The sequence below is a fragment of the Nonomuraea glycinis genome, assembly GCF_035920485.1.
Lineage (GTDB): Bacteria > Actinomycetota > Actinomycetes > Streptosporangiales > Streptosporangiaceae > Nonomuraea > Nonomuraea glycinis.
Window position 1 is genome coordinate 6556491 of sequence record NZ_CP109166.1, and the last position, 26650, is coordinate 6583140.

General features: G+C 69.0%; 19 protein-coding genes and 1 tRNA gene. 10 read left to right on the top strand and 10 right to left on the bottom strand.

The genetic code is table 11. From position 1 onward, the window contains the following. The first annotated feature begins 38 nt into the window (after nt 1-38). From gltB to pyk, 4 genes are all read left to right on the top strand, one after another. Complete coding sequence (gene gltB, locus OHA68_RS30845; RefSeq protein ID WP_327103374.1) at nt 39-4571, top strand: glutamate synthase large subunit; 4533 nt, start codon at nt 39-41, stop codon at nt 4569-4571. Nucleotides 4572-4585: 14 nt separating this feature from the next. Next, nucleotides 4586-6064, top strand: a complete 1479-nt coding sequence (locus OHA68_RS30850) for a glutamate synthase subunit beta (protein ID WP_327103375.1) — start codon at nt 4586-4588, stop codon at nt 6062-6064. A 198-nt stretch (nt 6065-6262) separates the two neighbouring features. Further along, complete coding sequence (locus OHA68_RS30855) at nt 6263-7861, top strand: S8 family peptidase (RefSeq protein WP_327109579.1); 1599 nt, start codon at nt 6263-6265, stop codon at nt 7859-7861. A 136-nt stretch (nt 7862-7997) separates the two neighbouring features. Continuing rightward, nucleotides 7998-9428: a pyruvate kinase gene (gene pyk / locus OHA68_RS30860; RefSeq protein WP_327103376.1), complete on the top strand. Its 1431-nt coding sequence runs from the start codon at nt 7998-8000 to the stop codon at nt 9426-9428. A gap of 60 nt (nt 9429-9488) precedes the next feature. On the opposite strand, the gene dapD is transcribed toward pyk, so the two are convergent. The 3 genes from dapD to OHA68_RS30875 form a co-directional block, all read right to left on the bottom strand. Continuing rightward, complete coding sequence (gene dapD / locus OHA68_RS30865) at nt 9489-10457, bottom strand: 2,3,4,5-tetrahydropyridine-2,6-dicarboxylate N-succinyltransferase (RefSeq protein WP_327103377.1); 969 nt, start codon at nt 10455-10457, stop codon at nt 9489-9491. Nucleotides 10458-10500: 43 nt separating this feature from the next. Next, nucleotides 10501-10920, bottom strand: coding sequence for a pyridoxamine 5'-phosphate oxidase family protein (locus OHA68_RS30870; RefSeq protein WP_189140023.1), 420 nt, complete (start codon nt 10918-10920; stop codon nt 10501-10503). A gap of 175 nt (nt 10921-11095) precedes the next feature. Beyond that, nucleotides 11096-11179: transfer RNA gene (locus tag OHA68_RS30875), tRNA-Leu, on the bottom strand. 105 nt (nt 11180-11284) lie between these two features. Between OHA68_RS30875 and OHA68_RS30880 the strand changes: the two genes are divergently transcribed. Further along, nucleotides 11285-11869, top strand: coding sequence for an ANTAR domain-containing response regulator (locus OHA68_RS30880; RefSeq protein WP_268241359.1), 585 nt, complete (start codon nt 11285-11287; stop codon nt 11867-11869). Here the strand turns inward: OHA68_RS30880 and OHA68_RS30885 are convergent. Next, nucleotides 11866-12720, bottom strand: coding sequence for a hypothetical protein (locus OHA68_RS30885; RefSeq protein WP_327103378.1), 855 nt, complete (start codon nt 12718-12720; stop codon nt 11866-11868). The two genes, OHA68_RS30880 and OHA68_RS30885, sit on opposite strands and share 4 nt — an antisense overlap. Nucleotides 12721-12910: 190 nt before the next feature. On the opposite strand from OHA68_RS30885, the gene OHA68_RS30890 reads away from it, so the two are divergent. Then, entirely contained in the window at nt 12911-14209 is a 1299-nt protein-coding gene (locus OHA68_RS30890; RefSeq protein WP_327103379.1) for an ABC transporter substrate-binding protein, read from the top strand. Nucleotides 14210-14281: 72 nt separating this feature from the next. Here OHA68_RS30890 and OHA68_RS30895 read toward each other — a convergent pair whose 3' ends face one another. From OHA68_RS30895 to OHA68_RS30920, 6 genes are all read right to left on the bottom strand, one after another. Next, nucleotides 14282-14683: a hypothetical protein gene (locus tag OHA68_RS30895; protein ID WP_327103380.1), complete on the bottom strand. Its 402-nt coding sequence runs from the start codon at nt 14681-14683 to the stop codon at nt 14282-14284. Between the two features lie 81 nt (nt 14684-14764). Continuing rightward, a complete protein-coding gene (locus OHA68_RS30900; RefSeq protein ID WP_189140027.1) occupies nt 14765-15562 on the bottom strand; it encodes an ABC transporter ATP-binding protein in 798 nt (265 codons plus the stop codon). Further along, a complete protein-coding gene (locus OHA68_RS30905) occupies nt 15559-16494 on the bottom strand; it encodes an ABC transporter ATP-binding protein (protein WP_189140028.1) in 936 nt (311 codons plus the stop codon). The genes OHA68_RS30900 and OHA68_RS30905 overlap by 4 nt, the downstream gene beginning before the upstream one ends. Continuing rightward, entirely contained in the window at nt 16484-17470 is a 987-nt protein-coding gene (locus tag OHA68_RS30910) for a branched-chain amino acid ABC transporter permease (protein ID WP_189140029.1), read from the bottom strand. Before OHA68_RS30910 ends, OHA68_RS30905 begins: the two co-directional genes overlap by 11 nt. Before the next feature lie 11 nt (nt 17471-17481). Then, nucleotides 17482-18633: a branched-chain amino acid ABC transporter permease gene (locus OHA68_RS30915; RefSeq protein WP_327103381.1), complete on the bottom strand. Its 1152-nt coding sequence runs from the start codon at nt 18631-18633 to the stop codon at nt 17482-17484. Nucleotides 18634-19195: 562 nt separating this feature from the next. Next, entirely contained in the window at nt 19196-19567 is a 372-nt protein-coding gene (locus tag OHA68_RS30920; protein ID WP_189140312.1) for a PaaI family thioesterase, read from the bottom strand. 104 nt (nt 19568-19671) lie between these two features. Between OHA68_RS30920 and polA the strand changes: the two genes are divergently transcribed. From polA to OHA68_RS30940, 4 genes are all read left to right on the top strand, one after another. Beyond that, nucleotides 19672-22362 (top strand): DNA polymerase I, encoded by a 2691-nt coding sequence (gene polA, locus OHA68_RS30925; RefSeq protein WP_327103382.1) that lies wholly within the window; start codon nt 19672-19674, stop codon nt 22360-22362. 102 nt (nt 22363-22464) lie between these two features. Further along, nucleotides 22465-23556 carry a polysaccharide deacetylase family protein gene (locus OHA68_RS30930; protein ID WP_327103383.1) on the top strand — a complete coding sequence of 364 codons (1092 nt, stop codon included), beginning with the start codon at nt 22465-22467 and terminating at the stop codon, nt 23554-23556. A 202-nt stretch (nt 23557-23758) separates the two neighbouring features. Further along, nucleotides 23759-25240, top strand: a complete 1482-nt coding sequence (gene rpsA, locus OHA68_RS30935) for a 30S ribosomal protein S1 (protein ID WP_189140033.1) — start codon at nt 23759-23761, stop codon at nt 25238-25240. Between the two features lie 192 nt (nt 25241-25432). Continuing rightward, nucleotides 25433-26644, top strand: coding sequence for an epoxide hydrolase family protein (locus OHA68_RS30940; protein ID WP_327103384.1), 1212 nt, complete (start codon nt 25433-25435; stop codon nt 26642-26644). Nucleotides 26645-26650 lie beyond the last annotated feature (6 nt).

The following is a 26650-nucleotide window of genomic DNA, read 5'->3' on the forward strand; positions in this document are numbered from 1 at the left end:
ACGCAGTTCAGACAGACGAAGACGACGGGAGGGATTCAATGCCTGCTGCCCACCTCGGGTTCCCCGAGCCCCAGGGCCTCTACGACCCCGCCAACGAGCATGATGCCTGCGGTGTCGCGATGGTCGCCGACGTCGCCGGTCGCCGGGGGCACGACATCGTGGTCAAGGCGCTGACGGCACTGTGCAATCTCGATCACCGGGGGGCCAAGGGTAGCGAGCCGGACACCGGCGACGGAGCCGGGATCCTGACGCAGATCCCTGACGCGCTCTACCGGGCGAGCGTCCCGTTCGCCCTGCCGGACAGCGGCCACTACGCCACCGGCATCGCCTTCCTGCCGATCGACGACGAGGCTCGCGCGATCGGTGTCGGCATGATCGAGGAGATCGCCGCCGAAGAGGGCCTGACCGTGCTCGGCTGGCGCGACGTGCCGGTCGACCGCGCCCTGCCGGGGCCGAGCGCCCGCGCCGTGATGCCGTTCTTCAAGCAGATCTTCGTGGCCGCCCCCGGCGGCGAGTCCGGCCTGGAGCTCGACCGGCTCGCCTTCTGCCTGCGCAAGCGGGCCGAGCACGAGGTGGACGTGTACTTCACGTCCCTGTCGGCGCGGACCATCGTCTACAAGGGCATGCTCACCCCCGACCAGGTCGAGCCGTTCTTCCCCGACCTGTCCGACGAGCGCTACCACAGCGCGATCGCGCTGGTGCACTCGCGCTTCTCGACCAACACCTTCCCGAGCTGGCCGCTGGCCCACCCCTACCGCTACATCGCGCACAACGGCGAGATCAACACGGTCAAGGGCAACCGCAACTGGATGCGGGCCCGCGAGGCCATGCTCGAGTCGTCCGTCATCCCCGGCGACCTGTCGCGGCTCTTCCCGATCTGTGACCCGGACGCCAGCGACACGGCCTCCTTCGACGAGGTGCTGGAGCTGCTCCACCTGGGCGGGCGCACTCTGCCGCACGCCGTGCTGATGATGATCCCGGAGGCGTGGGAGAACCACACCGAGATGGATCCCGCGCGGCGCGCCTTCTACGAGTTCCACTCCTCGCTGATGGAGGCGTGGGACGGCCCGGCCTCGATCACGTTCACCGACGGCACCCTGGCCGGCGCCGTGCTCGACCGCAACGGCCTGCGCCCCGGCCGGTTCTGGGTGACCGCCGACGGGCTCGTCGTGCTGGCCTCCGAGGCCGGTGTGCTCGACTTCGCGCCCGAGGACGTCGTCCGCAAGGGCCGCCTGCAGCCCGGCCGGATGTTCCTCATCGACACCGCCCGCGGCAAGATCATCGAAGATGACGAGATCAAGGCCGAGCTCGCCGCCGAGTTGCCGTACGAAGACTGGCTGCACGCCGGCCTGGTGCGCTTCGAGGAGCTGCCCGCGCGCCGGCGGGGGGTCGTGTCGGAGACGCGCAGCGTGGAAGGTCCGACCCACGAGGCGCTCGTCAAGCGGCAGCAGACCTTCGGCTACACCGAGGAAGAGCTGCGCATCATCCTCGCGCCGATGGCCAGGAGCGGCCTGGAGCCGATCGGCTCCATGGGCACCGACACGCCCGTCGCGGTGCTGAGCGAGAAGCCCAGGCTGCTGTTCGACTACTTCACGCAGCTGTTCGCGCAGGTCACCAACCCGCCGCTGGACGCCATCCGGGAGGAGCTGGTCACCTCCCTGGCCAGCGTGGTCGGCCCCGAGGGCAACCTGCTCGCCCCGGGCCCCACCTCCTGCCGGCAGCTCGTGCTGCCGTACCCGGTGATCGACAACGACGAGCTCGCCAAGATCATCCACATCAACGACGAGCATGACCTGCCCGGCCTGCACCCGCATGTGATCTCCGGCCTCTACCCGGTGGCGGGCGGCGGCCAGGCGCTGCTGACCCGTCTGCGGGAGATCAGGGCCGAGGCGTCGCGGGCGATCGCCGAGGGCGCCCGGATCATCGTGCTGTCCGACCGCGGCTCCTCCGAGACGCTCGCGCCGATCCCGGCGCTGCTGCTCACCGGCGCCGTGCACCACCACCTGATCCAGGAGCGGACCCGCACCAAGATCGGCCTGGTCATCGAGACCGGCGAGGCCCGCGAGTGCCACCACATGGCGCTGCTGATCGGCTACGGGGCCGGCGCGGTGAACCCGTACCTGGCCATCGAGACCGTCGAGGACCTCGTCGACTCCGGCGCGCTGGCCCTCGACAAGCGCGTCGCCGTGCGCAACCTCATCAAGGCCTACGGCAAGGGCGTCATCAAGGTGATGTCCAAGATGGGGGTGTCCACCGTCGCCTCCTACACCGGTGCGCAGATCTTCGAGGCGCTCGGGCTCAGCCAAGAGGTCATCGACTCCTGCTTCACCGGCACCACCTCCCGGCTCGGCGGCGTCGGCTTCGACGTGCTGGCCCGCGAGGCGGCCGGACGGCACCGGCACGCCTACCCGCGCGCGGAGAACCCGCACCGGCGGCTGCAGGTCGGCGGCGAATACCAGTGGCGCCGCGAGGGCGAGCCGCACCTGTTCAACCCCGAGACGGTCTTCAAGCTGCAGCACGCCACCAGGAGCCGCCGCTACGAGATCTTCAAGGAGTACACCGGCATGGTGGACTCCCAGGCCGAGCGGCTGATGACGCTGCGTGGCCTGTTCAAGCTGCGTAAGGGCGCCTCGATCCCGATCGAGGAGGTCGAGCCCGTCTCGGAGATCGTCAAGCGGTTCTCCACCGGGGCGATGTCGTACGGCTCGATCTCGATGGAGGCGCACGAGACGCTCGCCATCGCGATGAACCGCCTCGGCGGCAAGTCCAACACCGGCGAGGGCGGCGAGGACCCCGAGCGCCTCTACGACGACTCCCGGCGCAGCGCGATCAAGCAGGTGGCCTCCGGCCGGTTCGGGGTGACCTCCGAATACCTGGTGAACGCCTCGGACCTGCAGATCAAGATGGCCCAGGGCGCCAAGCCCGGCGAGGGCGGCCAGCTGCCCGGCCACAAGGTCTATCCGTGGATCGCCAAGACCCGGCACTCCACGCCCGGCGTCGGCCTCATCTCGCCGCCGCCGCACCACGACATCTACTCGATCGAGGACCTGGCCCAGCTCATCCACGACCTGAAGAACTCCAACCCGGAGTCGCGGGTGCACGTGAAGCTGGTCGCCGAGGTCGGGGTCGGCACGGTCGCGGCGGGCGTGTCCAAGGCGCACGCGGACGTGGTGCTGATCTCCGGCCACGACGGCGGCACCGGGGCCTCCCCGCTGACGAGCCTCAAGCACGCGGGCGCGCCGTGGGAGCTCGGCCTGGCCGAGACCCAGCAGACGCTGCTGCTCAACAACCTGCGCGACCGGATCGTGGTGCAGGTCGACGGCCAGCTGAAGACCGGCCGCGACGTGGTCATCGCCGCGCTCCTCGGCGCCGAGGAGTACGGCTTCGCCACCGCGCCGCTGGTCGTGTCCGGCTGCGTGATGATGCGCGTGTGCCACCTCGACACCTGCCCGGTGGGCGTCGCCACCCAGAACCCGGAGCTGCGCAAGCGCTTCACCGGCAAGCCCGAGTTCGTGGTCAACTTCTTCGAGTTCATCGCGGAGGAGATCCGCGAGTACCTCGCCGAGCTGGGCTTCCGCACGCTCGACGAGGCGATCGGGCACGTCGAGATGCTGGACATGGCGGCGGCCGAGGACCACTGGAAGGCCAGCGGGCTCGACCTGTCGCCGATCCTGCACCTGCCGGCGCTGCCCAGCGGCACCCCGCTGCGGCGCACCGTCGCGCAGGACCACGGGCTGCGGCACGCGCTGGACAACACGCTGATCCAGCTCGCCGAGGGCGCGCTGAACGACGGCACCCCGGTGACGCTGGAGCTGCCCATCCGCAACGTGAACCGCACCGTCGGCACCATGCTCGGCTACCAGGTCACCAAGCGGTACGGCGGCGCGGGCCTGCCGGACAACACCATCGACATCTCCTTCACCGGCTCGGCCGGCAACTCCTTCGGCGCGTTCGTGCCCCGCGGCATCACGCTCCGGCTCACCGGCGACGCCAACGACTACCTCGGCAAGGGCCTGTCGGGCGGGCGGCTCACGCTGCGCCCGCACGACGCGGCTCCGCTGGACGGGCACATCATCGCCGGCAACGTCGCCCTGTACGGCGCCACGTCCGGTGAGGTGTTCATCCGCGGCGTGGTGGGGGAGCGGTTCTGCGTCCGCAACTCCGGCGCCACCGCCGTCGTCGAGGGCGTCGGGGACCACGGCTGCGAGTACATGACGGGCGGCACCACGGTGGTGCTCGGCCCGACCGGCCGCAACTTCGCGGCGGGCATGTCCGGCGGCGTCGCCTACCTGCTCGACCTCAAGACCGAGCGGGTCAACCGGGAGATGGTCGCCCTGGAGGCGCTCACCGAGCAGGACGCGGAGTTCCTCAAGGAGATCGTGGAGAAGCACTTCGCGGAGACCGGCTCGCCGGTGGCCAAGCAGTTGCTGGCCGACTGGGACGACGCGCTCGCCCGGTTCGGCAAGATCATGCCGACCGATTACAAGCGGGTCATGGAGGCCGCCGAGGCCGCCCGGATCGAAGGCAGGGACATCGACGAGGCCGTCATGGCGGCCGCGGTCAAGGGATAAGGGAGGCGTAACCGATGGCTGACCCCAAGGGTTTTCTCACGCACGACCGGGAGCTGCCGGCGCGCCGCCCCGTCGACGTCCGCATCAGTGACTGGCAGGAGGTCTATCAGGACTTCCCGCAGGAGAAGCTGACCAAGCAGGCGGCCCGCTGCATGGACTGCGGCATCCCGTTCTGCCACAACGGCTGCCCGCTGGGCAACCTCATCCCCGAGTGGAACGACCTGGTCTACCGGACCGACTGGCGGGAGGCGATCGAGCGGCTGCACGCCACGAACAACTTCCCGGAGTTCACCGGCAGGCTCTGCCCGGCTCCGTGCGAGGCGGCGTGCGTGCTCGGCATCAACTCCGACCCGGTGGCGATCAAGCGGGTCGAGGTCGAGATCATCGACCGGGCGTTCGCCGAGGGCTGGGTGACGCCGCAGCCCGCGGCCCGCAGGACGGGCAAGCGGGTCGCGGTGGTCGGCTCCGGCCCCGCCGGGCTGGCCGCCGCCCAGCAGCTCACCCGGGCAGGCCACGACGTGGTGGTGTTCGAGCGGGCCGACCGTATCGGCGGGCTGCTCCGGTACGGCATCCCCGAGTTCAAGATGGAGAAGCGGCACATCGAGCGCCGCCTGGAGCAGATGCGGGCCGAGGGCACCGAGTTCCGCACCGGCGTGAACGTCGGCGTCGACGTCACGGCCGCCGAGCTGCGCGCCGAGTTCGACGCCGTGGTGCTGTCGGGTGGCGCCACCGCCTGGCGTGACCTGCCGGTGCCGGGTCGCGACCTCAAGGGCGTCTACCAGGCGATGGAGTATCTCCCCCTGTCCAACAAGGTGCAGGAGGGCGACTACGCCGCCCCGCCGGTGTCCGCCGAGGGCAAGCACGTCGTGGTGATCGGCGGCGGTGACACCGGGGCCGACTGCATCGGCACCGCGATCCGGCAGGGCGCGGCCTCCGTCACCCAGCTGGAGATCATGCCGCAGCCGCCGGCCACCAGGTCGGCGAACCAGCCGTGGCCCACCTTCCCCATCCTGTTCAAGATGGAGAGCGCGCACGAGGAGCTCGCCGAGGGCGGCGGGGAGCGCGTCTACGCGGTCTCCACCACCGAGTTCGCCGGCGACGCCGACGGCAACCTCCGGGCGCTGCGCCTGGTCGAGGTCGACGGCCCGCAGAACGGGTTCAAGCCGATCCCCGGCAGCGAGCGGGAGATCCCCGCCGAGCTGGTCACTCTCGCCATGGGCTTCCTCGGCCCGGAGAAGGGCCCGCTGCTGCAGGACCTGGCGGTGCTCGCGGGCGACGGGTTCTACGACGCGCGGGGCAACGTCTCGCGGGACAAGACGTACATGTCCAAGGTCGACGGCGTGTTCGTGGCCGGCGACATGGGGCGCGGGCAGTCGCTGATCGTGTGGGCCATCGCCGAGGGCCGCGCCGCCGCCAGCGGCGTCGACCGGTTCCTGACCGGCGAGACGGCGCTGCCGTACCCGATCCTGCCGACGGCGCGCCCGCTGGTGTAGCGACGTGTGAGAGCGCCCGCCCCCTCAAGGGCGGGCGCTCTCCTGCTTTCTGTACGTTCCGCGCGCGGGGCCAGGCATGCCGAAGCGGGCGGGCGAAGTTGCATCACCTGATGACTGCCGGGAAGATGCAGTTTCAAGGGGAATGCGGCTAATGGGGGAAGAATGCGGCGAATTGTCTCTTGCCTCGCGGCCGTGACCATGGCGGCCTCGCTCACCGCCTGCGCGGCCGTCAGCGCCCGGCAGGCCGTCGTCCAGGCGGATTACCTGGTCTTCTACGCCGACGGCCGGCAGGCCCACGCGCTCGACGTCATCAAGGGCGCGGGGGGCAGCGCCGTCCGCGCCGAGTCCAAGCTCGGCTACGTCGTGGCCCGCGGCGGAGCGACGTTCGCCGAGGTCATCGGCGCCGACCCGGCGATCGTCGGCGTCTCCGCCGACCGCCGGATCGGCTACGCCTCCTCCGCCGCCGCGCGCGCCCTGCCCGACGCCGCCGCCCTCACCAGGAGCACCAAGAGCGACCCGCTCTCCGGTCGCCAGTGGGACATGAAGATGATCGGCGCCGACCGCGCGCACGCCAAGGAGCCCGGCAGCCGCAAGGTCCTCGTCGGCGTCATCGACACCGGCATCGACGGCAAGCACCCCGACATCGCCCCGAACTTCAACCGTGAGCTCAGCCGTAACTTCGTCACCGACAGGCCCAAGGACGAGAAGGGCGAGACTCTCGACGGGCCGTGCGAGGCCGCCGACTGCAAGGACGCGGTCGACCAGGACGACGACGGCCACGGCACGCACGTCGCCAGCACCATCGCCTCCCCGATCAACGGCATCGGCGTCGTCGGCGTGGCGCCGAACGTGCAGCTCGTCAACATCCGGGCCGGTCAGGACTCCGGCTTCTTCTTCCTCAAGGCCAGCCTCGACGCCCTCACCTACGCCGCCGACATCGGCGTCGACGTGGTCAACATGAGCTACTACGTCGACCCGTGGCTGTTCAACTGCCGGGCCAACCCCTCCGACAGCGCCAAGGAGCGGCTGGAGCAGCGGGCCGTCATCACCGGCATGCAGCGCGCTCTCGACTACGCCCGCAAGAAGGGCGTCACCCTCATCTCCGCCCTCGGCAACGGCGCCTCCGACCTCGGCAAGCCCAAGGTCGACGAGGCCAGCCCCGGCTACCCTCGCGGCGGGGAGCGGATCCGCAAGGTCGACAACTCCTGCCTCAACGTGCCCGCCGAGTCCGTCGGCGTCATCTCGATCTCCTCCGTCGGACCCTCCGGCCGCAAGGCGATCTACAGCGACTACGGCCTCGAGCAGACCGACCTGTCCGCGCCCGGCGGTGACGCCCTGGACGGCAAGGCCGCCTCACCCACCCGCTCGATCCTGGCCGCCGCCCCCGAGGCCGTGCTGCGCGCCAAGGGCCGGATCGACAAGTCCGGCAGGCCCAAGACCGGCGACGTCCTGCGCGACTGCACCCGCAGCCCCTGCTCCTACTACCAGTATCTCGACGGCACCTCCATGGCCGCCCCGCACGCCACCGGCGTCGCCGCCATCCTGATCAGCCGCTTCGGCAAGCCCGCCAAGTCCGCCGCCAAGTCCGGCCAGGGCGGCCTCACCCTCCCGCCGGCCAAGGTCGAGGACTATCTCTACCGGACCGCCACGGCCAAACCCTGCCCGTCGCCGCGCGCGTACGCATACGATCTCCTCGGCGACAAGGAGATCCACGTCTGCAAGGGCGACAAGAAGAAGAACGGCTTCTTCGGCCGGGGCGTCGTCAACGCGTACAAGGCGGCCACCTTCGAGCCGTGACCGGCCGGCGTCCTGCGGAGCAATACCCGAACTTGGCTCGTCCGGCAGCCGCCGTTGCCGTGCTGTTGTCCTGTCTCGGGTACGTTCTGCGTCGTCAATGACTGCCAAGTGGTCTGTACCAATTAAGGTAGGACTCGTGACTCGTCGCGCGAAAATCGTCTGCACTCTAGGTCCAGCCACGTCCTCTCCTGAACGCCTGCGCGAGCTCATCGCCGCGGGCATGGACGTAGCACGGTTCAACCTCAGTCATGGTGATCATGACATGCACCGTGAGGTCTATGGCCGGGTCAGGGAGGTGGCGGCCGACCTGGGCCGTGGCGTAGGTGTGCTCGCGGACCTGCAAGGCCCCAAGATCCGCGTCGGCAGGTTCGAGGAGGGCCCGGTCCGGCTCGGTTTCGGGGACATCTTCACCATCACCGCCGAGGACGTCCCGGGTGACCGCGAGCAGGTCTCCACCACCTACAAGGGACTGCCGGGCGACGTGCGCCCCGGCGACACCATCCTGGTCGACGACGGACGCCTCGTCCTGGAGGCCACCCGGATCGACGGCGACCGCGTCGTCACCCGCGTCGTCATCGGCGGCATGATCTCCGACAACAAGGGCCTCAACCTGCCCGGCATCAACGTCAGCGCGCCCGCGCTCACCGACAAGGACGAGGCCGACCTGCGCTGGGCGCTGCGCATCGGCTGCGACATGATCGCCCTGTCGTTCGTCCGCCGCCCCTCCGACGCCGACGTGGTGCGCAACATCATGGAGCAGGAGGGCGTGCGGCTGCCGCTGCTCGCCAAGATCGAGAAGCCGCAGGCCGTCGAGCGGCTGCCGGAGATCATCGAAGCCTTCGACGGCATCATGGTCGCCCGCGGCGACCTCGGCGTCGAGCTGCCCCTGGAGCAGGTCCCGATCGTTCAGCGGCGCATCATCGAGCTGTGCCGGGAGAAGGCCCGCCCGGTCATCGTCGCCACCCAGATGCTCGACTCGATGATGAGCGCCCCCCGGCCCACCCGCGCCGAGGCCTCCGACGTCGCCTACGCCGTGATGGACGGCGCCGACGCCGTCATGCTGTCCGGCGAGACCTCGGTCGGCAACTATCCGATCGAGTCGGTGTCCACCATGGACCGCATCTCCTGCGCCGCCGAGAAGGCCTACCTCCAGGCCACCCACCACCTGGAGCGGATGCCGGAGACCACCGGTGGCGCCATCGCCAGGGCCGCCGCCGAGGTCGGCGCCATCGTCGGGGCCAAGGCCCTGGTGGCGTTCACCATGTCCGGCGAGACCGCCCGCCGCCTGGCCCGCTACCGCTCGCCGATCCCGCTGCTGGCCTTCACGTCCTCCCCGCACGTACGCGGCCAGCTGTCGCTGACCTGGGGGGTGGAGACGTTCCAGGTGCCGTTCGTGCACCACACCGACGACATGGTCAGGCAGGTGGAGGCGTCGCTGCTGTCCCTGGGCCGGCTGGAGAAGGGCGACAAGGTGGTCATCGTGGCCGGCTCGCCTCCCGGCAGCCATGGCTCCACCAACGCGCTGCGCGTGCACACCATCGGCTCCGCGGTGTCCCACGCGAACTGACCATAGAAGGTCGAAAGGGCCGCACCGGTCGGTGCGGCCCTTCGCGTTCAGCCGCCCAGGTCAGTTGGCGTGCAGGTGGGCGTTGAGCTTGACGCCGCCGCCGGTGCGGGGGACGGCCTCGACCGCGCCGGTCTGGGAGTTGCGGCGCAGCAGGATCCCGCTCGTGCCCGACAGCCGCTCGGCCTTGACCACGTCGCCGCCGGGCAGGGCCACCTTGGTGCCGGCCGTGACGTAGAGCCCGGCCTCCACCACGCAGTCGTCGCCCAGGCTGATCCCGATGCCGGCGTTGGCGCCCAGCAGGCAGCGCTCGCCGATGGAGATGACCTGCGTGCCGCCGCCCGACAGCGTGCCCATGATCGAGGCGCCGCCGCCCACGTCGGAGCCCTCGCCGACGATCACGCCGGCCGAGATCCTGCCCTCCACCATGGACGCGCCGAGCGTGCCGGCGTTGTAGTTGACGAAGCCCTCGTGCATGACCGTGGTGCCGGCGGCCAGGTGGGCGCCCAGGCGCACCCGGTCGGCGTCGGCGATGCGCACGCCCGTGGGCAGCACGTAGTCGACCATCCGCGGGAACTTGTCCACGCCGTAGACCGCCACCGCGCCCTTGGCGCTCAGTCGCAGCCGCAGCCGGGTCTGCTCGAACTCCTCGACGGGGCACGGCCCGTGGCTGGTCCACACGACGTTGGCGAGCTTGCCGAAGACGCCGTCGAGGTTGAGCCCGTGCGGCCGCACCAGGCGGCTGGACAGCAGGTGCAGCCGCAGGTAGACGTCGTGCGCGTCGAGCGGCGCCTCGGAGAGCTTGGCGATGCCGGTGCGGACCGCCACCACCTCGACGCCCCTGGCCGGGTCGGGGCCGACCAGGGAGGCCAGCTCCCCGGCCTCCTCGGCGGCGAGCCGCTCGGTGCCCGCGAGGGGAGGATCGCCCAGCTCAGGCGCGGGGAACCAGGTGTCGAGGACGGTGCCGTCGGCGGCTAGGGTGGCGAGCCCGACGCCGTAGGCGCCGGTCACGGTGGGATCGATAGCAGTCACGTACCTCAAAATACCGTGATCCGCGATCCGGCGTCCGGCCCGGTCACAGCGCCCCGAGGTCGGCCGACAGCCACCGCTGCGGCAGCACCCGGAACGTCACCAGCGTATGGAGATCGGAGCCTTCCACGTATCCCGGCACGGCCTCCGGCGGCAGGTAGCGGGCGGCGATCCGGGTGAGGTGCTCCAGCGTGGTGGGGCCGGAGCCGACCACCGGCCCCTCGATCGACACGTAGCGATAGGTCGGGCTCGTCCGCTGGACCAGCACGGTCAGCCGGCCCGCCTTGGCGATCAGGGCGGCCTTGCGGGACTCCACGCCGGTCAGGAAGAGCACCTCGCCGCCCGGCTCGTAGTCGTACCAGACGGGCACGCTCAGCGGCCCCCGGCCGGGGCCCGCGTCCACGGCCAGCCCGGCGATGTGCGGCTCGGCCAGGAACTTCGTCCGCTCCTGCTCGTTCAACCCCATCACGCCCACCTCCGATGATCGCAACCTCATCGTGTACATCACCGAAGATGGACCGGCTACTCCACCTCAGGACCGTGCGGAGCTTGGCTTGCGCGTTCTTCGCCTTGTCATGACGCGGCGCGTACCTGCGGCCCCGGCCGCGGCACGGAGGCATGGGTGAAGGTGTCAGGGAAGGTGCCGGAAGCGGGACTCGAACCCGCACGCCCTTTCGAGCAGACGCTTTTGAGGCGTCAGTGTCTGCCTATTCCACCATTCCGGCTGATTTCCGAACGTGTCCGGAAAGTGCCGTACCTCGCCCCTGGTGTGAACCAGCGGAGGGCACCGGCGTGGATCTAATCTACCGGACATCGGTACTCTTGCGCTCGTGAGTACGCAGCGGCGAGTGGTGATCGCGGAAGACGAGGCACTGATCCGCCTCGATCTCAAGGAGATGCTTCAGGAAGACGGCTACGTCGTCGTGGGGGAGGCCGGTGATGGCGAGACGGCGATCCGGCTCGCCACGGAGGAGCGGCCCGATCTGGTCATCCTGGACGTCAAGATGCCGATATTGGACGGCATCTCCGCCGCCGAGCGGATCGTGGCCGAGCGGATCGCGCCGTGCCTGATCCTCACCGCGTTCTCCCAGCGTGACCTGGTCGAACGGGCCAGGGACGCGGGCGCGATGGCCTACCTGGTCAAGCCGTTCACCAAGGCCGACCTGGTGCCCGCGATCGAGATGGCGGTGAGCCGGCACGAGGAGATGGTGGCGCTCGCCGCCGAGGTGTCGAGCCTGTCGGAGCGGCTGGAGACGCGCAAGCTGGTCGAGCGGGCCAAGGGGCAGCTCATGGCCAAGCACGGGTGGAGCGAGCCGCAGGCCTTCCGCTGGATCCAGAAGGCGTCGATGGACCGCCGGCTGAGCATGCGGGAGGTTGCCCAGATCGTTATGGACGACGCGGCCGAACGCGGCTAGGAGGGCTTCAAGCCGCACACCTCCAGCGCGTAGTCGATGAGACGATCCTGCTCCGGCTTGGCCGGGGCGACGATGACCACGCGCTCCTCGCCTCCGTCGACGCTGGCCCGTACCGGGAACTGGAAGGCCTTCTTGGCCTCGGCGAAGGCGTGCGGGTCGCAGCGGCCGGGGGTGAGCTCGACCGGCGCCCGCGCCACCCGCTCCTGCGCGCCGAGCGCCAGCAGGGGGCTGTGCTCGCCGACCGGGGTGGCGATGTAGTGGGTGGTGCCGCCGATCGAGTGCACGGCCACGGCGCCGGCGCCGCGGCGGGTCAGCGTGAGGGTGCCGCGCATGGCCTCGCCCACCCGCTTCCACTCCGGATCGAAGGAGATCTCGGCCGCCTGCTTGATCAGGTGCTCGGCGCACTCGTCGCGCACCAGCCTGGCCAGCAGCGGGTCGGGGTGCGGCACCTTGAACACCACCCGGCGCAGCTCCGGCTCGGACCCGGCGCGCAGGTGGGCCACCACGGTGGCGGGCTGGACCGCGGGCAGGCCCTGCGACGGGCAGACGGCCTGGCCGTAGGGAGTGGGGATGTCCATCCGGTCTGTCCGGGGGATGTCGATGTCGGCCTTCTGCGGCGGGAGCGTGGTGAACGACGGGGTGACGATCTGGACGTCGGCGAAGTAGACCGGCGTCGCACCGGTGTTGCGGACGGCCACCTGCATCCTGTGCACCGGCTCGTCGGAGCGCCATTGGCCGAAGGAGACCGACAGGCCGGGCGGTGGATCCTCGGAGGGAGGGGGCGCGGGGGCGGCTCCGCCGCACCCGGACGCGAGCCCCGCGAGCACGAGCAAGACCATCAGCTGCTTCACCTGATGAACATTTAGCATGCTAGGGCCGGGTCGTAAGTTGAGGACTGGTTACGACTCCGCATCCAAGTGCCGACAGTTCACCTGTATGACTGGCATGTACGTGCAGGCATTTTGTACGTTTCCGTCATTCGATCGGGAGTGCTCGGCGGTGCTGAGAGATCCCGGACCGTAAATGAAGGAGACAAACTTCATGATCCGCATTGCTCCCATGGGGCGGGCGCTAGCTGTCGTGGCTGCCACCAGCCTCGCCCTGACAGCTTGCGGTGGTGGCAGCGACACCGCCGCACCCGCTTCGCCCACGGCCGCCTCCTCATCCTCCGCGGCGGCGCCCGCGGCCAAGGGTGACGGCAAGCTCACCCTCGGCACCCTCCTGCCGCAGACCGGATCACTGGCGTTCCTCGGCCCGCCCGAGTTCGCGGGGGTGGACCTGGCCATCAAGGAGATCAACGAGGCCGGCGGAGTGCTCGGCAAGGACGTGGAGAAGATCCACACGGACTCCGGCGACACCACCACGAACATCGCCTCGCAGTCCGTGGACAGTCTGCTGGCGCAGCAGGCCGACGCCATCATCGGCGCGGCTTCCTCGTCGGTGTCGGAGTCGGTGATCGACAAGATCACGGGTGCCGGCGTGGTGCACTTCTCGCCCGCCAACACCTCTGACAAGTTCACCACCATCGCTGACAAGGGCCTTTACTTCCGCACCTCGCCGCCCGACAAGCTGCAGGGCCGCGTGCTCGGTGACCTGGTCGTGGCCGACGGCAACGACACGGTCGGCATCATGGCGATGCAGGACTCCTACGGCACCGGCCTGGCCGACCAGGTCGCCAAGACGGTCCAGGACAGTGGCGCCGAAGTGGTCGAGCGCGTCGACTACGACCCGAAGGCGGCGGACTTCTCCGCCGACGTGGCCAAGCTCAAGGCCAAGAACCCCAAGGGCATCGTGCTCATCGGCTTCGAGGAGACCGCCAAGGTCATCGGTGAGCTGATCAAGCAGGGTCTGCCGGCCGACAAGCACAAGTGGTACATGGTCGACGGCAACACCTCGAACACGAACTACATCAAGATGCCCAAGGGCACCCTGAAGGGCGTCAAGGGCACCATCCCCGGCGCCGCGGCTCCGGACGAGTTCCAGAAGAAGCTGCTCGAGGTCAACCCCGACCTTGAGGACTTCAGCTACGCGCCTGAGTCCTACGACGCCGCCAACCTGCTCGCGCTGGCCGCCGAGGCCGCCAAGAGCGACGCCGGCACCGACGTGGCGGCCAAGCTGGTCGAGGTCAGCAAGGGCGGCGAGAAGTGCAAGGACTTCAAGGCCTGCAACGAGCTGCTCAAGGCCGGTAAGGACATCGACTACGACGGCGTGAGCGGTCCGGTCGAGTTCAACGACGCCGGTGACCCGGCCGTCGCGACCATCGGCATCTACCAGTACGGCGACGACAACAAGTACGCCACCAAGGCCCTCGAGTACCGCACCGGCAACATCGCCGGCTAGTCGCTCCTGAGCTGAGACAACCCGCGAAGGGCCCGATCCTCCCCCCTGGGACCGGGCCCTTCCGCATGTCCGCTATGCGCAGCCCCGCGTGATTTGCCCCGCGGCGGCCCTGTAGCGCTTCAGGAGGGCCACCTGGCGCTGCTTGGGCACATCGCCCCGTGCCAGCCCTTCGGTCGCTGTCAGGACCGTACGGACGGCCGGAGCGAGGGGGGACGGCAGGCGCGGGCCGAACTGGAGCGTGATGCCCCGCACCTCGGCCAGCCGGCCGAGCAGCGCGTCCTCGAAGTTCTGCGCCTGCTCGCGGCCCTCGGGTTCGAGCAGGAGGCCCGCGTAGCCGATGGCCGACACCACGCGCGCGCACGGGCTGTCTGTGGGGTCGCCGCCGGTGCTGTACGTGCCGCCGGAGGCGGGCGTCTGCTGGCAGGCGGCCAGGACGGGCAACATGAGGGCGATCGCCGCGAATCGTGGTAACACACCACTCATTGAAAACCATCGCTCAGCAAAAAAACGGAGAAGGGGCCCACGAGGAGCCCCTTCTCCGTTTCTGTCAGGCGGTCAGGCCTTGGCGAGCGTACCGAGGTAGAGCTCGATGACCTTGGGGTCCTGAGCGAGCTCGCGGCCGGTGCCGGTGTAGGCGTTGCGGCCCTGGTCCAGCACGTAGCCACGGTGGCAGATCTGCAGGCAGCGCCTGGCGTTCTGCTCCACCATGATCACGGTCACGCCGGCCTTGTTGATCTGCTGGGCCTGGATGAACACCAGGTCCTGCAGTTTGGGCGACAGGCCCGCCGACGGCTCGTCCAGCAGCAGCACCGACGGCTCGGTCATGAGCGCCCTGGCCATCGCGACCATCTGCCGCTCGCCGCCCGACAGGGAGCCGGCGCGCTGCTTGCGCCGCTCCTTGAGGGCCGGGAACAGCTCGGCGACGAACTCGAAGCGCTCCTTGAACTTGCCGGGCACCTGGAAGGCGCCCATCTCGAGGTTCTCCTCGATGGTGAGGCTGGGGAAGACGTTGTTGGTCTGCGGGACGTAGCCGACCCCGCGGGAGACCAGCGAGTGCGCCTTCATGTTCGTGATGTCCTCACCCTTGAGCAGCACGGTGCCGCTACGGATGTTGACCAGCCCGAACATCGCCTTGAGCAGGGTCGACTTACCGGCTCCGTTGGGGCCGATGATGCCGATCAGCTCCCCGTCGCCGACGTACAGGTCGGAGCCGTTGAGGATGTTGACGCCCGGCAGGTAACCGGCGATCAGCTCGTCGCAGCGCAGGACGGCGTTCTCGGCGCCGGCCAGGTGCGCGCTGCGGTCGGTGACCGCGGCCTGCGAGTCAGGTGCGGATTCGGGGACGGCGTTCACTTCTTCGCCTCCTCCTCGTTCTCGGCGACGAGTTCCTCCTCGGCCTCGTGGAGCTGCTGTTCGAGCTCGTCCTCCGAGAGAGGGGCGTCGTGGTGGGCGCCCAGGTAGGCATCGATGACGCGGGAGTCGGACATGATCGTGTCCGGTGGCCCCTCGGCGATGACGTTGCCCTGGGCCATGACGATCACCCAGTCGCTGATGTCGCGGACCATGTCCATGTCGTGCTCGACGAACAGCACGGTCATGCCCTGCTCGCGCAGGTCCTTGACATGGCCGAGCAGGGACTGGGTCAGGGCCGGGTTGACGCCGGCCATCGGCTCGTCGAGCATGACCAGCTCCGGCCGGACCATGAGCGCGCGAGCCATCTCCAGCAGCTTGCGCTGGCCGCCGGACAGCGACCCGGCGAAGTCGTCGCGCTTGGCGTCGAGCTTGAACCGGGTGAGCAGTTCTTCGGCCCGCTCGGTGATCTCGTCCTCCTGGCCGCGCCACAGGCTCGGTACCAGGGCCCGCCAGAAGGTCTCGCCCTTCTGCGCCTGCGCGCCGAGCCGCATGTTTTCCAGCACCGTGAGCTTGGACAGCGCCTTGGTGAGCTGGAAGGTGCGCACCATGCCGGAGCGGGCCACCTTGTGCGCCGGCACGCCGTTCATGTTGCGGCCGTTGAACGTCCACTGGCCGGAGTCGGCGGTGTCGAAGCCGGTCAGCTGGTTGAAGAAGGTGGTCTTACCGGCGCCGTTGGGACCGATCAGCGCGGTGATGGAGCCGCGCTGGACCTCGACGTGCTCGACCTCGACCGCGGTGAGGCCGCCGAAGCGGCGCACGACGTTGTCGACCACGAGGATCGGATCCGGCTTGGGCACGCCGGGTTCGCGGGCCAGATCCTTGAAGGCGGCCAGCGCCGCCGTTTTTTGCTCTTTGGTGGTTTCAGCGTGCATCGATTGCTATCTCCCTCTTGTCACCAAAGATGCCTTGTGGTCGGTAGACGAGCAAGAGGATCAGTCCAAGCCCGACCAGCAGGAAGCGGAACGGGCCGACCTGCGTGATGTCCATGAAGGTGATGAACCCCGACTGGACAGCCCCGCTGAGCACGCCGTTGACCAGCACCAGCAGCACCCAGAAGATCATCGAGCCGACGACCGGGCCGAACACGCGGGCGGCGCCGCCGAGGATCACGATGGTGTAGGCGAAGAAGGTGGTCTCGGTGCCGAAGATGTCAGGCTGCACCGAGGCGTAGGCCAGACCGTAGATGAAACCGCCGAGAGAGCCGATGACGCCGCCGAGGATCAGCGACTGCATCTTGTAGGAGAAGACGTTCTTGCCCAGGCTGCGCACGGCGTCCTCGTCCTCGCGGATCGCCTTGAGCACACGGCCCCACGGGCTCTTCATGAGCAGATAGACGACGGCGCACGACAGGCCGACGAGGATCCAGCCGATGGTCAGCACCCAGAGCACGCGCTCGTTGAAGGTGAACCAGCCGAACCCGTACGTCCCGTCCGGGTAGGGGTTGAGCGCGTAGAAGCCGTCGGAGAAGCCGCGCCGGCCGTCAGAGCCGCCGAAGACGTCCTTGAACGCCACCGAGCGGAAGATGAGCCGGACGATCTCGGCCGCCGCGATGGTGACGATGGCCAGGTAGTCGGCTCGCAGCCGCAGTGTGGGGATGCCCAGCAGAAGGGCCAGCAGCACCGCGGCGGCCAGGCCGACCACGATGCCGATCCAGAACGGCAGCCCGATGACCGTGACGGTGACCGCCAGGCCGTATCCGGCGACCGCCAGGAACGCCGACTGCCCGAAGTTGAGCAGGCCGGTGTAGCCGAAGTGGATGTTGATGCCGATCGCGGCGAGCGCGTACCAGACCGTCTCGACGCCGATGGCGGCCTTGACGGTGGTGGAGATGATCGTGGTCCAGTCCATGGTTCCCCCCGTCAGCCGATTCGCTCGCGGCGGCCGAGGATGCCCTGCGGCCGGAAGAGGAGCACGATGATGAGTACGGCCAGCGCGCCGACGTTCTTGAGCTCCGGCGGTATCCACAGGGTGGATACCTGGACGAACAGGCCGACGATGATCGAGCCGACGAGCGCGCCGAAGGCGGTGCCCAGGCCGCCGAGCGTGACGCCGGCGAAGATGAGCAGCAGGATGTCCTGGCCCATGGTGAACTTCAGGTTCTGCGACAGGCCGAGCATGATGCCGGCCAGGCCGGCGATGGCGCCGCCCATGGTCCAGATGATGCGGATGACCCGGTCGACGTTGATGCCGGAGGAGGCCGCGAGCGCCGGGTTGTCGGCCACGGCGCGGGCCGCCTTGCCGGTACGGGTGCGCAGCAGCGCGATGCCGACCACGACGAGGACGGTCAGCTCGATGCCCATGGCGATGAGGTTCTTCGGCGCGGCGGAGATGGGACCGATCTGCATGCCGGGCTGGGCGTTGTACTGCACGAAGGAGTCACTCTCACCGCCGAACACGATGAGGAACAGGTACCTGAGGAACAGCGCCACGCCGATCGAGATGATCATCATGGCGATGATGCCGGTGCCCCGCCTGCGCAGCTGCCCCCAGAAGAACCTGTCCTGGCTGTAGCCGAGCCCGCCCGCCACGATGATCGCCAGCGCGGCCGCGGGGATGAGATGCAGGCCGATGCCGCTGTTGAAGCCATAGGCGAGCAGCGCGCCGAGCGTGACGAGCTCGCCGTGGGCGAAGTTGGTCAGGCCCGTGGTGCCGTAGATGAGGGAGAGGCCGAGCGCGGCGAGCGCGATGATCAACCCCAGGTTGAACCCCTCGAAGGTGAGCTGGGCGGCTCGCTGCCAGAAGGCGCTCGACGCGCCGTCGTCCCCCGGCGGCGCGCCGTCGGCGGTCTTGGCCTGCAGGGCGAACAGCGCGGTGGCCGGGTTGCCCTCGTACACGGTCAGCGATCGCACGTTGGTGCCACCACGGACCTCGACATCCTTGGGCAGGGTGGCGACGTCGAGCGTGACCTTGTACGGTCCCGGCTCGGCGATCGGGACCTCCCATGCACCCTGGGCGTTACTGGTGACCTCCTGGACGGGTTGTCCGCTCTCGGTGGTCACGACGATTTTCACGCCGTTCACTGGCTGGCCTTGGAGTTTGAGTGTTCCCCTCAGGCTCTGTTCCGGATCGGCCGCGTGGGCCGGAGCGGCGAGCAAGAGTATGAGTCCACCCAGGAAGGCCGTGAACGCGATCACGGCTCTGCGCAATGGTGCTCCCTCAAATAGGTCAAGGCGGGGTTGTGCCCCTCCATCTCGACACGCGGGCATGCCAGGCACAACTGGGATGCTGTGGCGGGAGCTTATTGCGGCTACGCCCGGTTCAGTGTCGTTCGTCACCAATTAGAGACATGTGCGTGTCACTGATGTGAGCAAACAACGCGCCAGGTCAGGGGCTAAATGGGGGGAGACGCCTGGCGTTGCTTCCTGTGCGGGCTGACCTGGTTGGTAACGAGCCCGGGGGGGACCTTTGGGGCCATATGAGGCCTTCACGACCTCACTGTTATCTACTCGGTCTCCCCGCGGGCTCCGCTGCCCACAACCGTAGCGAGCACAGGGCGCTGTGCGCAAAGGGCGAAACGAGCTTTGTGAGGTTCAAGGGCGCCGCGCGCAAAGGGCGAATTCGGCTTTGTGAGGTTCAGCGGTCACGCAGCATGCAGGTGAGACGGGAGGTGCAGACCCGGCGGCCCTGATCGTCGGTGATCTCGATGTCGTAGGTCGCCAGCGTGCGTCCGCCGTGCAGCCGGGTGGCGACACCCGTGACGTGCCCCGAGGTCGCCGAGCGGTGGTGGGTGGCGTTGATCTCGATGCCGACGGCGATCCGCTCCGGACCGGCGTGGATCGCCGCGGCGGTCGATCCCAGCGTCTCGGCCAGCACCACCGACGCTCCACCGTGCAGCAGGCCGTACGGCTGCGTGTTGCCCGCCACCGGCATCCGGCCGACGACGCGCTCGGCGCTGACCTCGACGTACTCGACGCCCATCCGGTCGGCCAGGGTGCCGCGCTGCATGGCCGCGAAGTAGGCGGGTTCGAGGGGATCTGTCTGCGTCAAGGGGATGCCTCCAGTCGTTCGAGCTCGGGTTTTCTGTCGTGGGTGGAGACTAGGCTGCCTGTGTGCCGAAGAGTGAAGTGACCCCCAGCCGCCCGTGCCTGCTGCTGCTTGACGGGCATTCCCTGGCTTATCGCGCCTTTTACGCGCTCAAGGATGCCAACCTCATGACCACCGACGGTCAGCACACCGAGGCGGTCTACGGGTTCACCTCGATGCTGACCAACATCCTGCGCGACGAGAAGCCGACCCACGTCGCGGTGGCCTTCGACCGCTCGGAGCCGACGTTCCGGCATGAGGAATACTCCGACTACAAGGCCAACAGGAGCGAGACCCCCGAGGACTTCCGCGGTCAGATGCAGCTCATCTACGAGCTGCTCGACACGCTGCGCGTCCCGCACCTGTCCAAGGCCGGCTTCGAGGCCGACGACCTGATCGCCACCCTGGCCACCCGCGCCGACGCCGAGGGCATGAGCGTGCTCATCGTGACCGGCGACCGCGACGCGCTGCAGCTCGTCAACGACAACGTCACGGTGCTGATGACCCGCCGCGGCATCAGCGACATGACCAGGTTCACCCCGGAGGCGGTCCAGGAGAAGTACGGCCTGACCCCGACCCAATATCCTGACTTCGCGGCGCTGCGCGGCGACCCCAGCGACAACCTGCTCAGCATCCCCAGCGTGGGCGAGAAGACCGCCGCCAAGTGGGTGCGCGAGTTCGGCTCGCTGACCGCCCTGGTCGACCGGGTCGACGAGGTCAAGGGCAAGGTGGGCGACAAGCTGCGCGAGCACGTCGCCCAGGTGCTGATGAACCGGCGCCTCACCGAGCTGCTGCGCGAGGTGCCGCTGGAGGCCGACCTCGCCGACCTCCGGCAGGGCGTCTGGGATCGCGAGGAGGTCAACAAGCTGTTCGACACCCTCCAGATCCGCGGCGAGCTGCGCGAGCGCGTCTTCAAGACGCTCGGCACCGGTGAGCAGGAGCCCGAGCAGGGCTTCGAGGTGGAGACCGTCATCCTCGGCCCTGACCGGGTCGGCGGCTGGCTGTCGGCACTGCCCGCCGGCCGGGCCGGACTGGCCTTCAAGGGCGTCTACGGCAGCGGCACCGGCCGCATCGACGCCATCGCGATCGCCTCTCCCGACGGCACCGCCGCGCACATCGACCCGGCCAAGCTGACCGAGGACGACGAGGTGGCGCTGCGCGCCTGGCTGGGTGATGAGTCCCGGCCGAAGGCCGTGCACGACGCCAAGGGCCCGATCCTGGCGCTGTGGGCGCAGGGCATGGAGCTGCGCGGCCTGACCAGCGACACCGCCCTGGCCGCCTATCTGGCGATGCCGGGCCAGCGCACGTTCACCCTGGAGGACCTGGCCAGGCGCTACCTCAACCGCGACCTGCGGGCCGAGGCCGAGCCCGGCGGGCAGGCGGCGCTGTTCGGCGACGACGAGGACGCGCCGGCCAAGGATCTGGCACTGCGCGCGCACGCCGTGCGCGAGCTGGCCGAGGCGCTGGAGACCTTCCTGGCCGGGCGCGGCGGCACGCAGCTCGTCGACGACCTGGAGCTGCCGCTGATCACCACGCTGGCCGAGATGGAGCGGGCGGGCATCGCCGTCGACAGCGCCTACTTCACCGGCCTGGAGGCCGAGTTCGGCGCGGCCGTCAAGCACGCCGTCGAGGAGGCCCATCGGGTCGTCGGCGAGCAGTTCAACCTCGGCTCGCCCAAGCAGCTGCAGGAGATCCTGTTCGTCAAGCTCGGCCTGCCCAAGACGAAGAAGATCAAGACCGGCTACAGCACCGACGCCGACCAACTCGCCTGGCTCGCCACCCAGACCGACCACGAGCTGCCGACGATCATGCTCAGGCACCGGGACCAGACCAAGCTGCGCACCACGGTCGAGGGTCTGATCAAGGAGATCGCCGACGACGGCCGCATCCACACCACCTTCAACCAGATCATCGCCGCGACGGGCCGGCTGTCCTCGGAGAAGCCCAACCTGCAGAACATCCCGATCCGCACCACCGAGGGCCGCCGCATCCGGCAGGGCTTCGTCGTCGGCGAGGGCTACGAGACACTGCTGACGGCCGACTACAGCCAGATCGAGCTGCGCATCATGGCGCACCTGTCCGGTGACGAGTCGCTGATCGAGGCCTTCGAGTCGGGCCACGACTTCCACCAGGCGACCGCCGCCCGGGTGTTCGACCTGCCGCCGGAGCAGATCGACGGCGAGCTGCGGGCCCGGATCAAGGCGATGAACTACGGCCTGGCCTACGGTCTGTCCGACTTCGGGCTGTCCAACCAGCTCAACATCCCGGTGGCCGAGGCGCGGGCGCTCAAGGAGGAATACTTCACCGAGTTCGGCGGCGTCCGCGACTTCCTGCAGGACATCGTCCGCCAGGCGCGCACCAACGGCTACACCGAGACCATGATGGGCCGCCGCCGCTACCTCCCCGACCTGACCAGCGACAACCGCCAGCGGCGCGAGATGGCCGAGCGGATGGCGCTCAACGCCCCCATCCAGGGCTCGGCCGCCGACATCATCAAGGTCGCGATGCTGCAGGTGCGGCAGGCGCTGCGCGAGGAAGAGCTGGCCTCGCGGATGCTGCTGCAGGTCCACGACGAGCTGGTCTTCGAGGTGGCCCCCGGCGAGTTGGAGCGGCTCAGGGCGCTCGTCACCGGCCAGATGAACGCCGCCTACCGCCTGCGGGTGCCACTGGAGGTCTCCGTGGGCGTCGGCCGCACGTGGGAGGACGCCGGTCACTGACGCGTCCCTCGTGATCGGCGCGGTCCTCGGCAGGCGCGCCGATCACGGAGGGTGGGTCTGCACTATCCTGTAAGGGATTTCCCCGAGTGGCACGGGAGTTCTGTGCGGTCCTCAGCGTTCCTCACACGGCTCATCGGCATCGCGAACGTCGCGGTGGTGATCCTGGCGGTCCTCGGGCTCGTGTTCCTGCCGTCCTCGGCTCCCGCGCCGCAGGCTCCCGCCGCCCAGCGCGCCACGCCCGGGCCGGGCGGCGAGCGGACGGCCCAGGCAGGGCAGCCGCCGGGAGTGGTCGCCACCCCAGAGTTCGCCAAGCAGGTCAAGGCCAACGAGCTCGGCCTGGTCCCGGTGCTGATGTACCACCGCATCGTCAAGAAGCGGCGCGCCGCCATCGACCGCACCCCGGCGCAGCTCAGGCGGGAGCTGGAGAAGCTCGCCTCACAGGGGTACGTGCCGATCAGCGCCAGGGAGTTCGCCACCGGGGACATCCGGGTGCCGGCGGGCAAGTCTCCCGTCGTGCTGACCTTCGACGACGGGCATCCCAGCCACTTCGGGCTCGACGCCGCGGGCAATCCCCGGCCCGGTACGGCCGTGGCCATCATTCTGCAGGTCGCGGCCAAATATCCGGGCTTCCGGCCGGCCGCCACGTTCTGGATCAACCACACCCCCTTCGGGCTGCAGACCGAGCGGGAGCAGGCCGCGGCCGTGCGGTGGCTGGTCGGCAACGGCTTCGAGGTGGCCAACCACACCTGGTCGCATGCCAACCTCAGGACGCTGTCGAACAAGAAGGTACGCCGGCAGCTCGCCAAGGCCGAGAAACTGCTGCGCGAGCTGGGCGCCGGCCCGGCGCGGACCATGGCCCTGCCGTACGGCTCGATGCCGCGCTCGAAGAAGACGGCTCGCAGCGGCGCCTGGAAGGGCACGAGTTACGATTTCGCCGGCGTCTTCCTGGCCGGGGCGGAGCCGTCGCGTTCGCCGTACGCGAAAGACTTCGATCGCGGCGCGATCCAGCGGATCCAGAGCAACGGCAACAAGGGCGAATGCCGCAGGTGGTGCTCGCAGCACTGGCTGAAGTGGCTGCACCGGCACCCCCGCGAGCGCTACATCTCCGACGGCGATCCGGATCGGATCTCCATACCGAGCAGGCTCCGGGTTAAAATAGCGGCCAAGCGCAGACCGATGGTCAACGCCTACTGAGTGTGGCGGATTGTCTGCTGGATTGACCGCAGGCCGATGGTCTCATATGCTGATCGCTGCGCTGTGGGCTCGCGCGCGCCTCAGATGGAGCGGGCTCGCGCTCGGTCACGTCGACGTTGTCTTTCATCGGCTTGATGCGGAAGAGGGCCTGCCGCGCATCCGCCACATCGACATCCTGTCCGCGTTCGGAGCAATTCCACACATGACGTCCAGCACCGAGGCCACCTCGAGCACCCCGCAGGTAGCGGTCAACGACATCGGGTCCGAGGAAGCCTTCCTCGCAGCGATCGACGAGACCATCAAGTACTTCAACGACGGCGACATCGTCGAGGGCACCGTCGTCAAGGTCGATCGAGATGAGGTCCTTCTCGATATCGGCTACAAGACCGAGGGAGTCATTCCCTCGCGTGAGCTTTCGATCAAGCACGATGTCGACCCCGCGGACGTCGTGGAAGTCGGCGAGCATGTCGAAGCCCTGGTTCTCCAGAAGGAGGACAAGGAAGGGCGTCTGATCCTGTCCAAGAAGCGTGCTCAGTACGAGCGCGCCTGGGGCACGATCGAGAAGATCAAGGACGAGGACGGCATCGTCACCGGCACCGTCATCGAGGTCGTCAAGGGTGGACTCATCCTGGACATCGGCCTCCGTGGCTTCCTGCCGGCGTCCCTGGTCGAGATGCGCCGGGTCCGCGATCTGCAGCCGTACGTCGGCCGCGAGCTCGAAGCGAAGATCATCGAGCTCGACAAGAACCGCAACAACGTGGTTCTGTCGCGCCGCGCCTGGCTTGAGCAGACGCAGTCCGAGGTGCGCCAGACGTTCCTCAACACCCTGCAGAAGGGTCAGGTCCGCAAGGGCGTTGTCTCTTCGATCGTCAACTTCGGCGCCTTCGTGGATCTCGGTGGCGTCGACGGCCTGGTCCACGTGTCCGAGCTGTCCTGGAAGCACATCGATCACCCCTCCGAGGTCGTGGAAGTCGGCCAGGAGGTCACGGTCGAGGTCCTCGACGTCGACATGGAGCGCGAGCGCGTCTCCCTGTCGCTCAAGGCCACCCAGGAAGACCCGTGGCAGCAGTTCGCCCGCACGCACCAGATCGGCCAGGTCGTTCCCGGCCGGGTCACCAAGCTGGTGCCGTTCGGTGCGTTCGTCCGGGTCGAGGAGGGCATCGAGGGTCTGGTCCACATCTCCGAGCTGGCCGAGCGCCACGTGGAGATTCCGGAGCAGGTCGTTCAGGTCGGCGACGAGATCTTCGTGAAGATCATCGACATCGACCTCGACCGTCGCCGCATCAGCCTCTCGCTGAAGCAGGCCAACGAGGGTGTGGGCACCGAGGTCGAGTTCGACCCGACCCTCTACGGCATGGCCGCGACCTACGACGACCAGGGCAACTACATCTACCCCGACGGCTTCGACTCCGAGACGGGTGAATGGCTCGAGGGCTTCGACAAGCAGCGCGAGGAGTGGGAGCGGCAGTACGCCGAGGCTCAGACCCGCTTCGAGGCTCACCGTAAGCAGATCGAGGAGGCGCGCAAGGCCGAGGCCGAAGCGGGCGAGGCTGCTCCTTCGACCTACACCGGTGAGACGCAGGCTCCGGCGGGCGGCTCCTCGTCGGCTCCGGCCGCGGGTGCTCTCGCCTCCGACGAGGCTCTCGCCGCTCTGCGCGAGAAGCTCGCGGGCGGCCAGAGCTGACGCTCTGACAGCAGCAGGTTGAAGAAAGGCCCCGCACGGGTTCGTGCGGGGCCTTTCGCCTGCGCTCCTCCATCGCGTACGCCCGCGATCGGGAACATTCGCGCGCGATCGAGGAACGTACGTCTCGACTGGGGAACGTACGCGCGCGATCGAGGAAGCAATGCTTCCGCGTTGGCTGACAACGTGGTCCGCATGAAGCCCTTCCGTATCGACGTTCCGCAGGCCGACCTCGACGATCTCCGAGACCGCCTTCACCGCACCCGTTGGGCGCGGCCACTGCCCGGGGCGGGGTGGCGGCGCGGGGTGCCGGTGGATTATCTGCGTGAGCTGGCCGCCTACTGGGCCGACGAGTTCAGCTGGCGGGAGCAGGAGGCGAAGCTGAACGCCTTCCCGCAGTTCACCACCGAGATCGACGGGCAGTCGATCCACTTCGTGCACGCCCGGTCGCCGGAGCCGCACGCCCTGCCACTGATCATGACGCACAGCTGGCCGAACTCCGTCGCCGAGTTCCTCGACGTCATCGGCCCGCTCACCGACCCGCGGGCGCACGGCCTCGACCCCGCGACCGCCTTCCACGTGGTCGCGCCCTCCCTGCCGGGCTTCGGCTTCTCACCGTTCCCGGAGCAGTTCCCTGAGCCGGCCGACGAATCGTTCCCCCGGCAGTTCCCTGAGCCGCTCCCCGAGCCGGCCGACGAGCGGCCGTGGGACATCGCCCGCGTGGCCCGGACGTGGGCGGAGCTGATGAGCAGGCTCGGTTACGCCAGGTACGGCGCGCATGGCAACGACGCGGGCGCCCTGGTCACCCCCCAACTGGCCGCGCTCGACAGCGACCATGTGATCGGCTCTCACATCACCGCCGGCCTCGGCATCCCGACCGGCGACCCGGCCGAGCTCGACGGGGCCACCGGTGAGGAGCTGGCCGAGCTCCAGGAGGCGACCGGCTGGATGGAAGGAGGCAGCGGTTACGGCCCCTACCTGGCGGCCCGCCCGCAGACCCTCGGCCACGGCATGACCGACTCGCCCGTCGCCCAGCTCGCCTACCTGGTCGAACGGTTCAAGGAGTTCGACGGCTGGCCCGGTGAGAAGCCGGACGTGGCCGAGCCCATCGCCCGCGACCTGCTGCTCACCAACGCCTCCGTCTACTGGCTGACCGCCACGGGCGCCTCCTCGTCGTGGCCCTACTACGAGGGGGCCGCCGGTATGCCCATCGACCAGGACGCCGTACCCACCGGGGTGTCGCACGGCGGGCCGCGGATCTTCCGCCGCATCGCCGAGCGCCGCAACCACGTCGTGCACTGGGGCGGCCACTCCAGCCCCAGCCACATGGTGGCGATGGCCGCCCCGGACAGCCTGGTGACCGATCTGCGCGCCTTCTTCGCCCTGGTCGATCGATCGCTGAAGTAGGGTGCT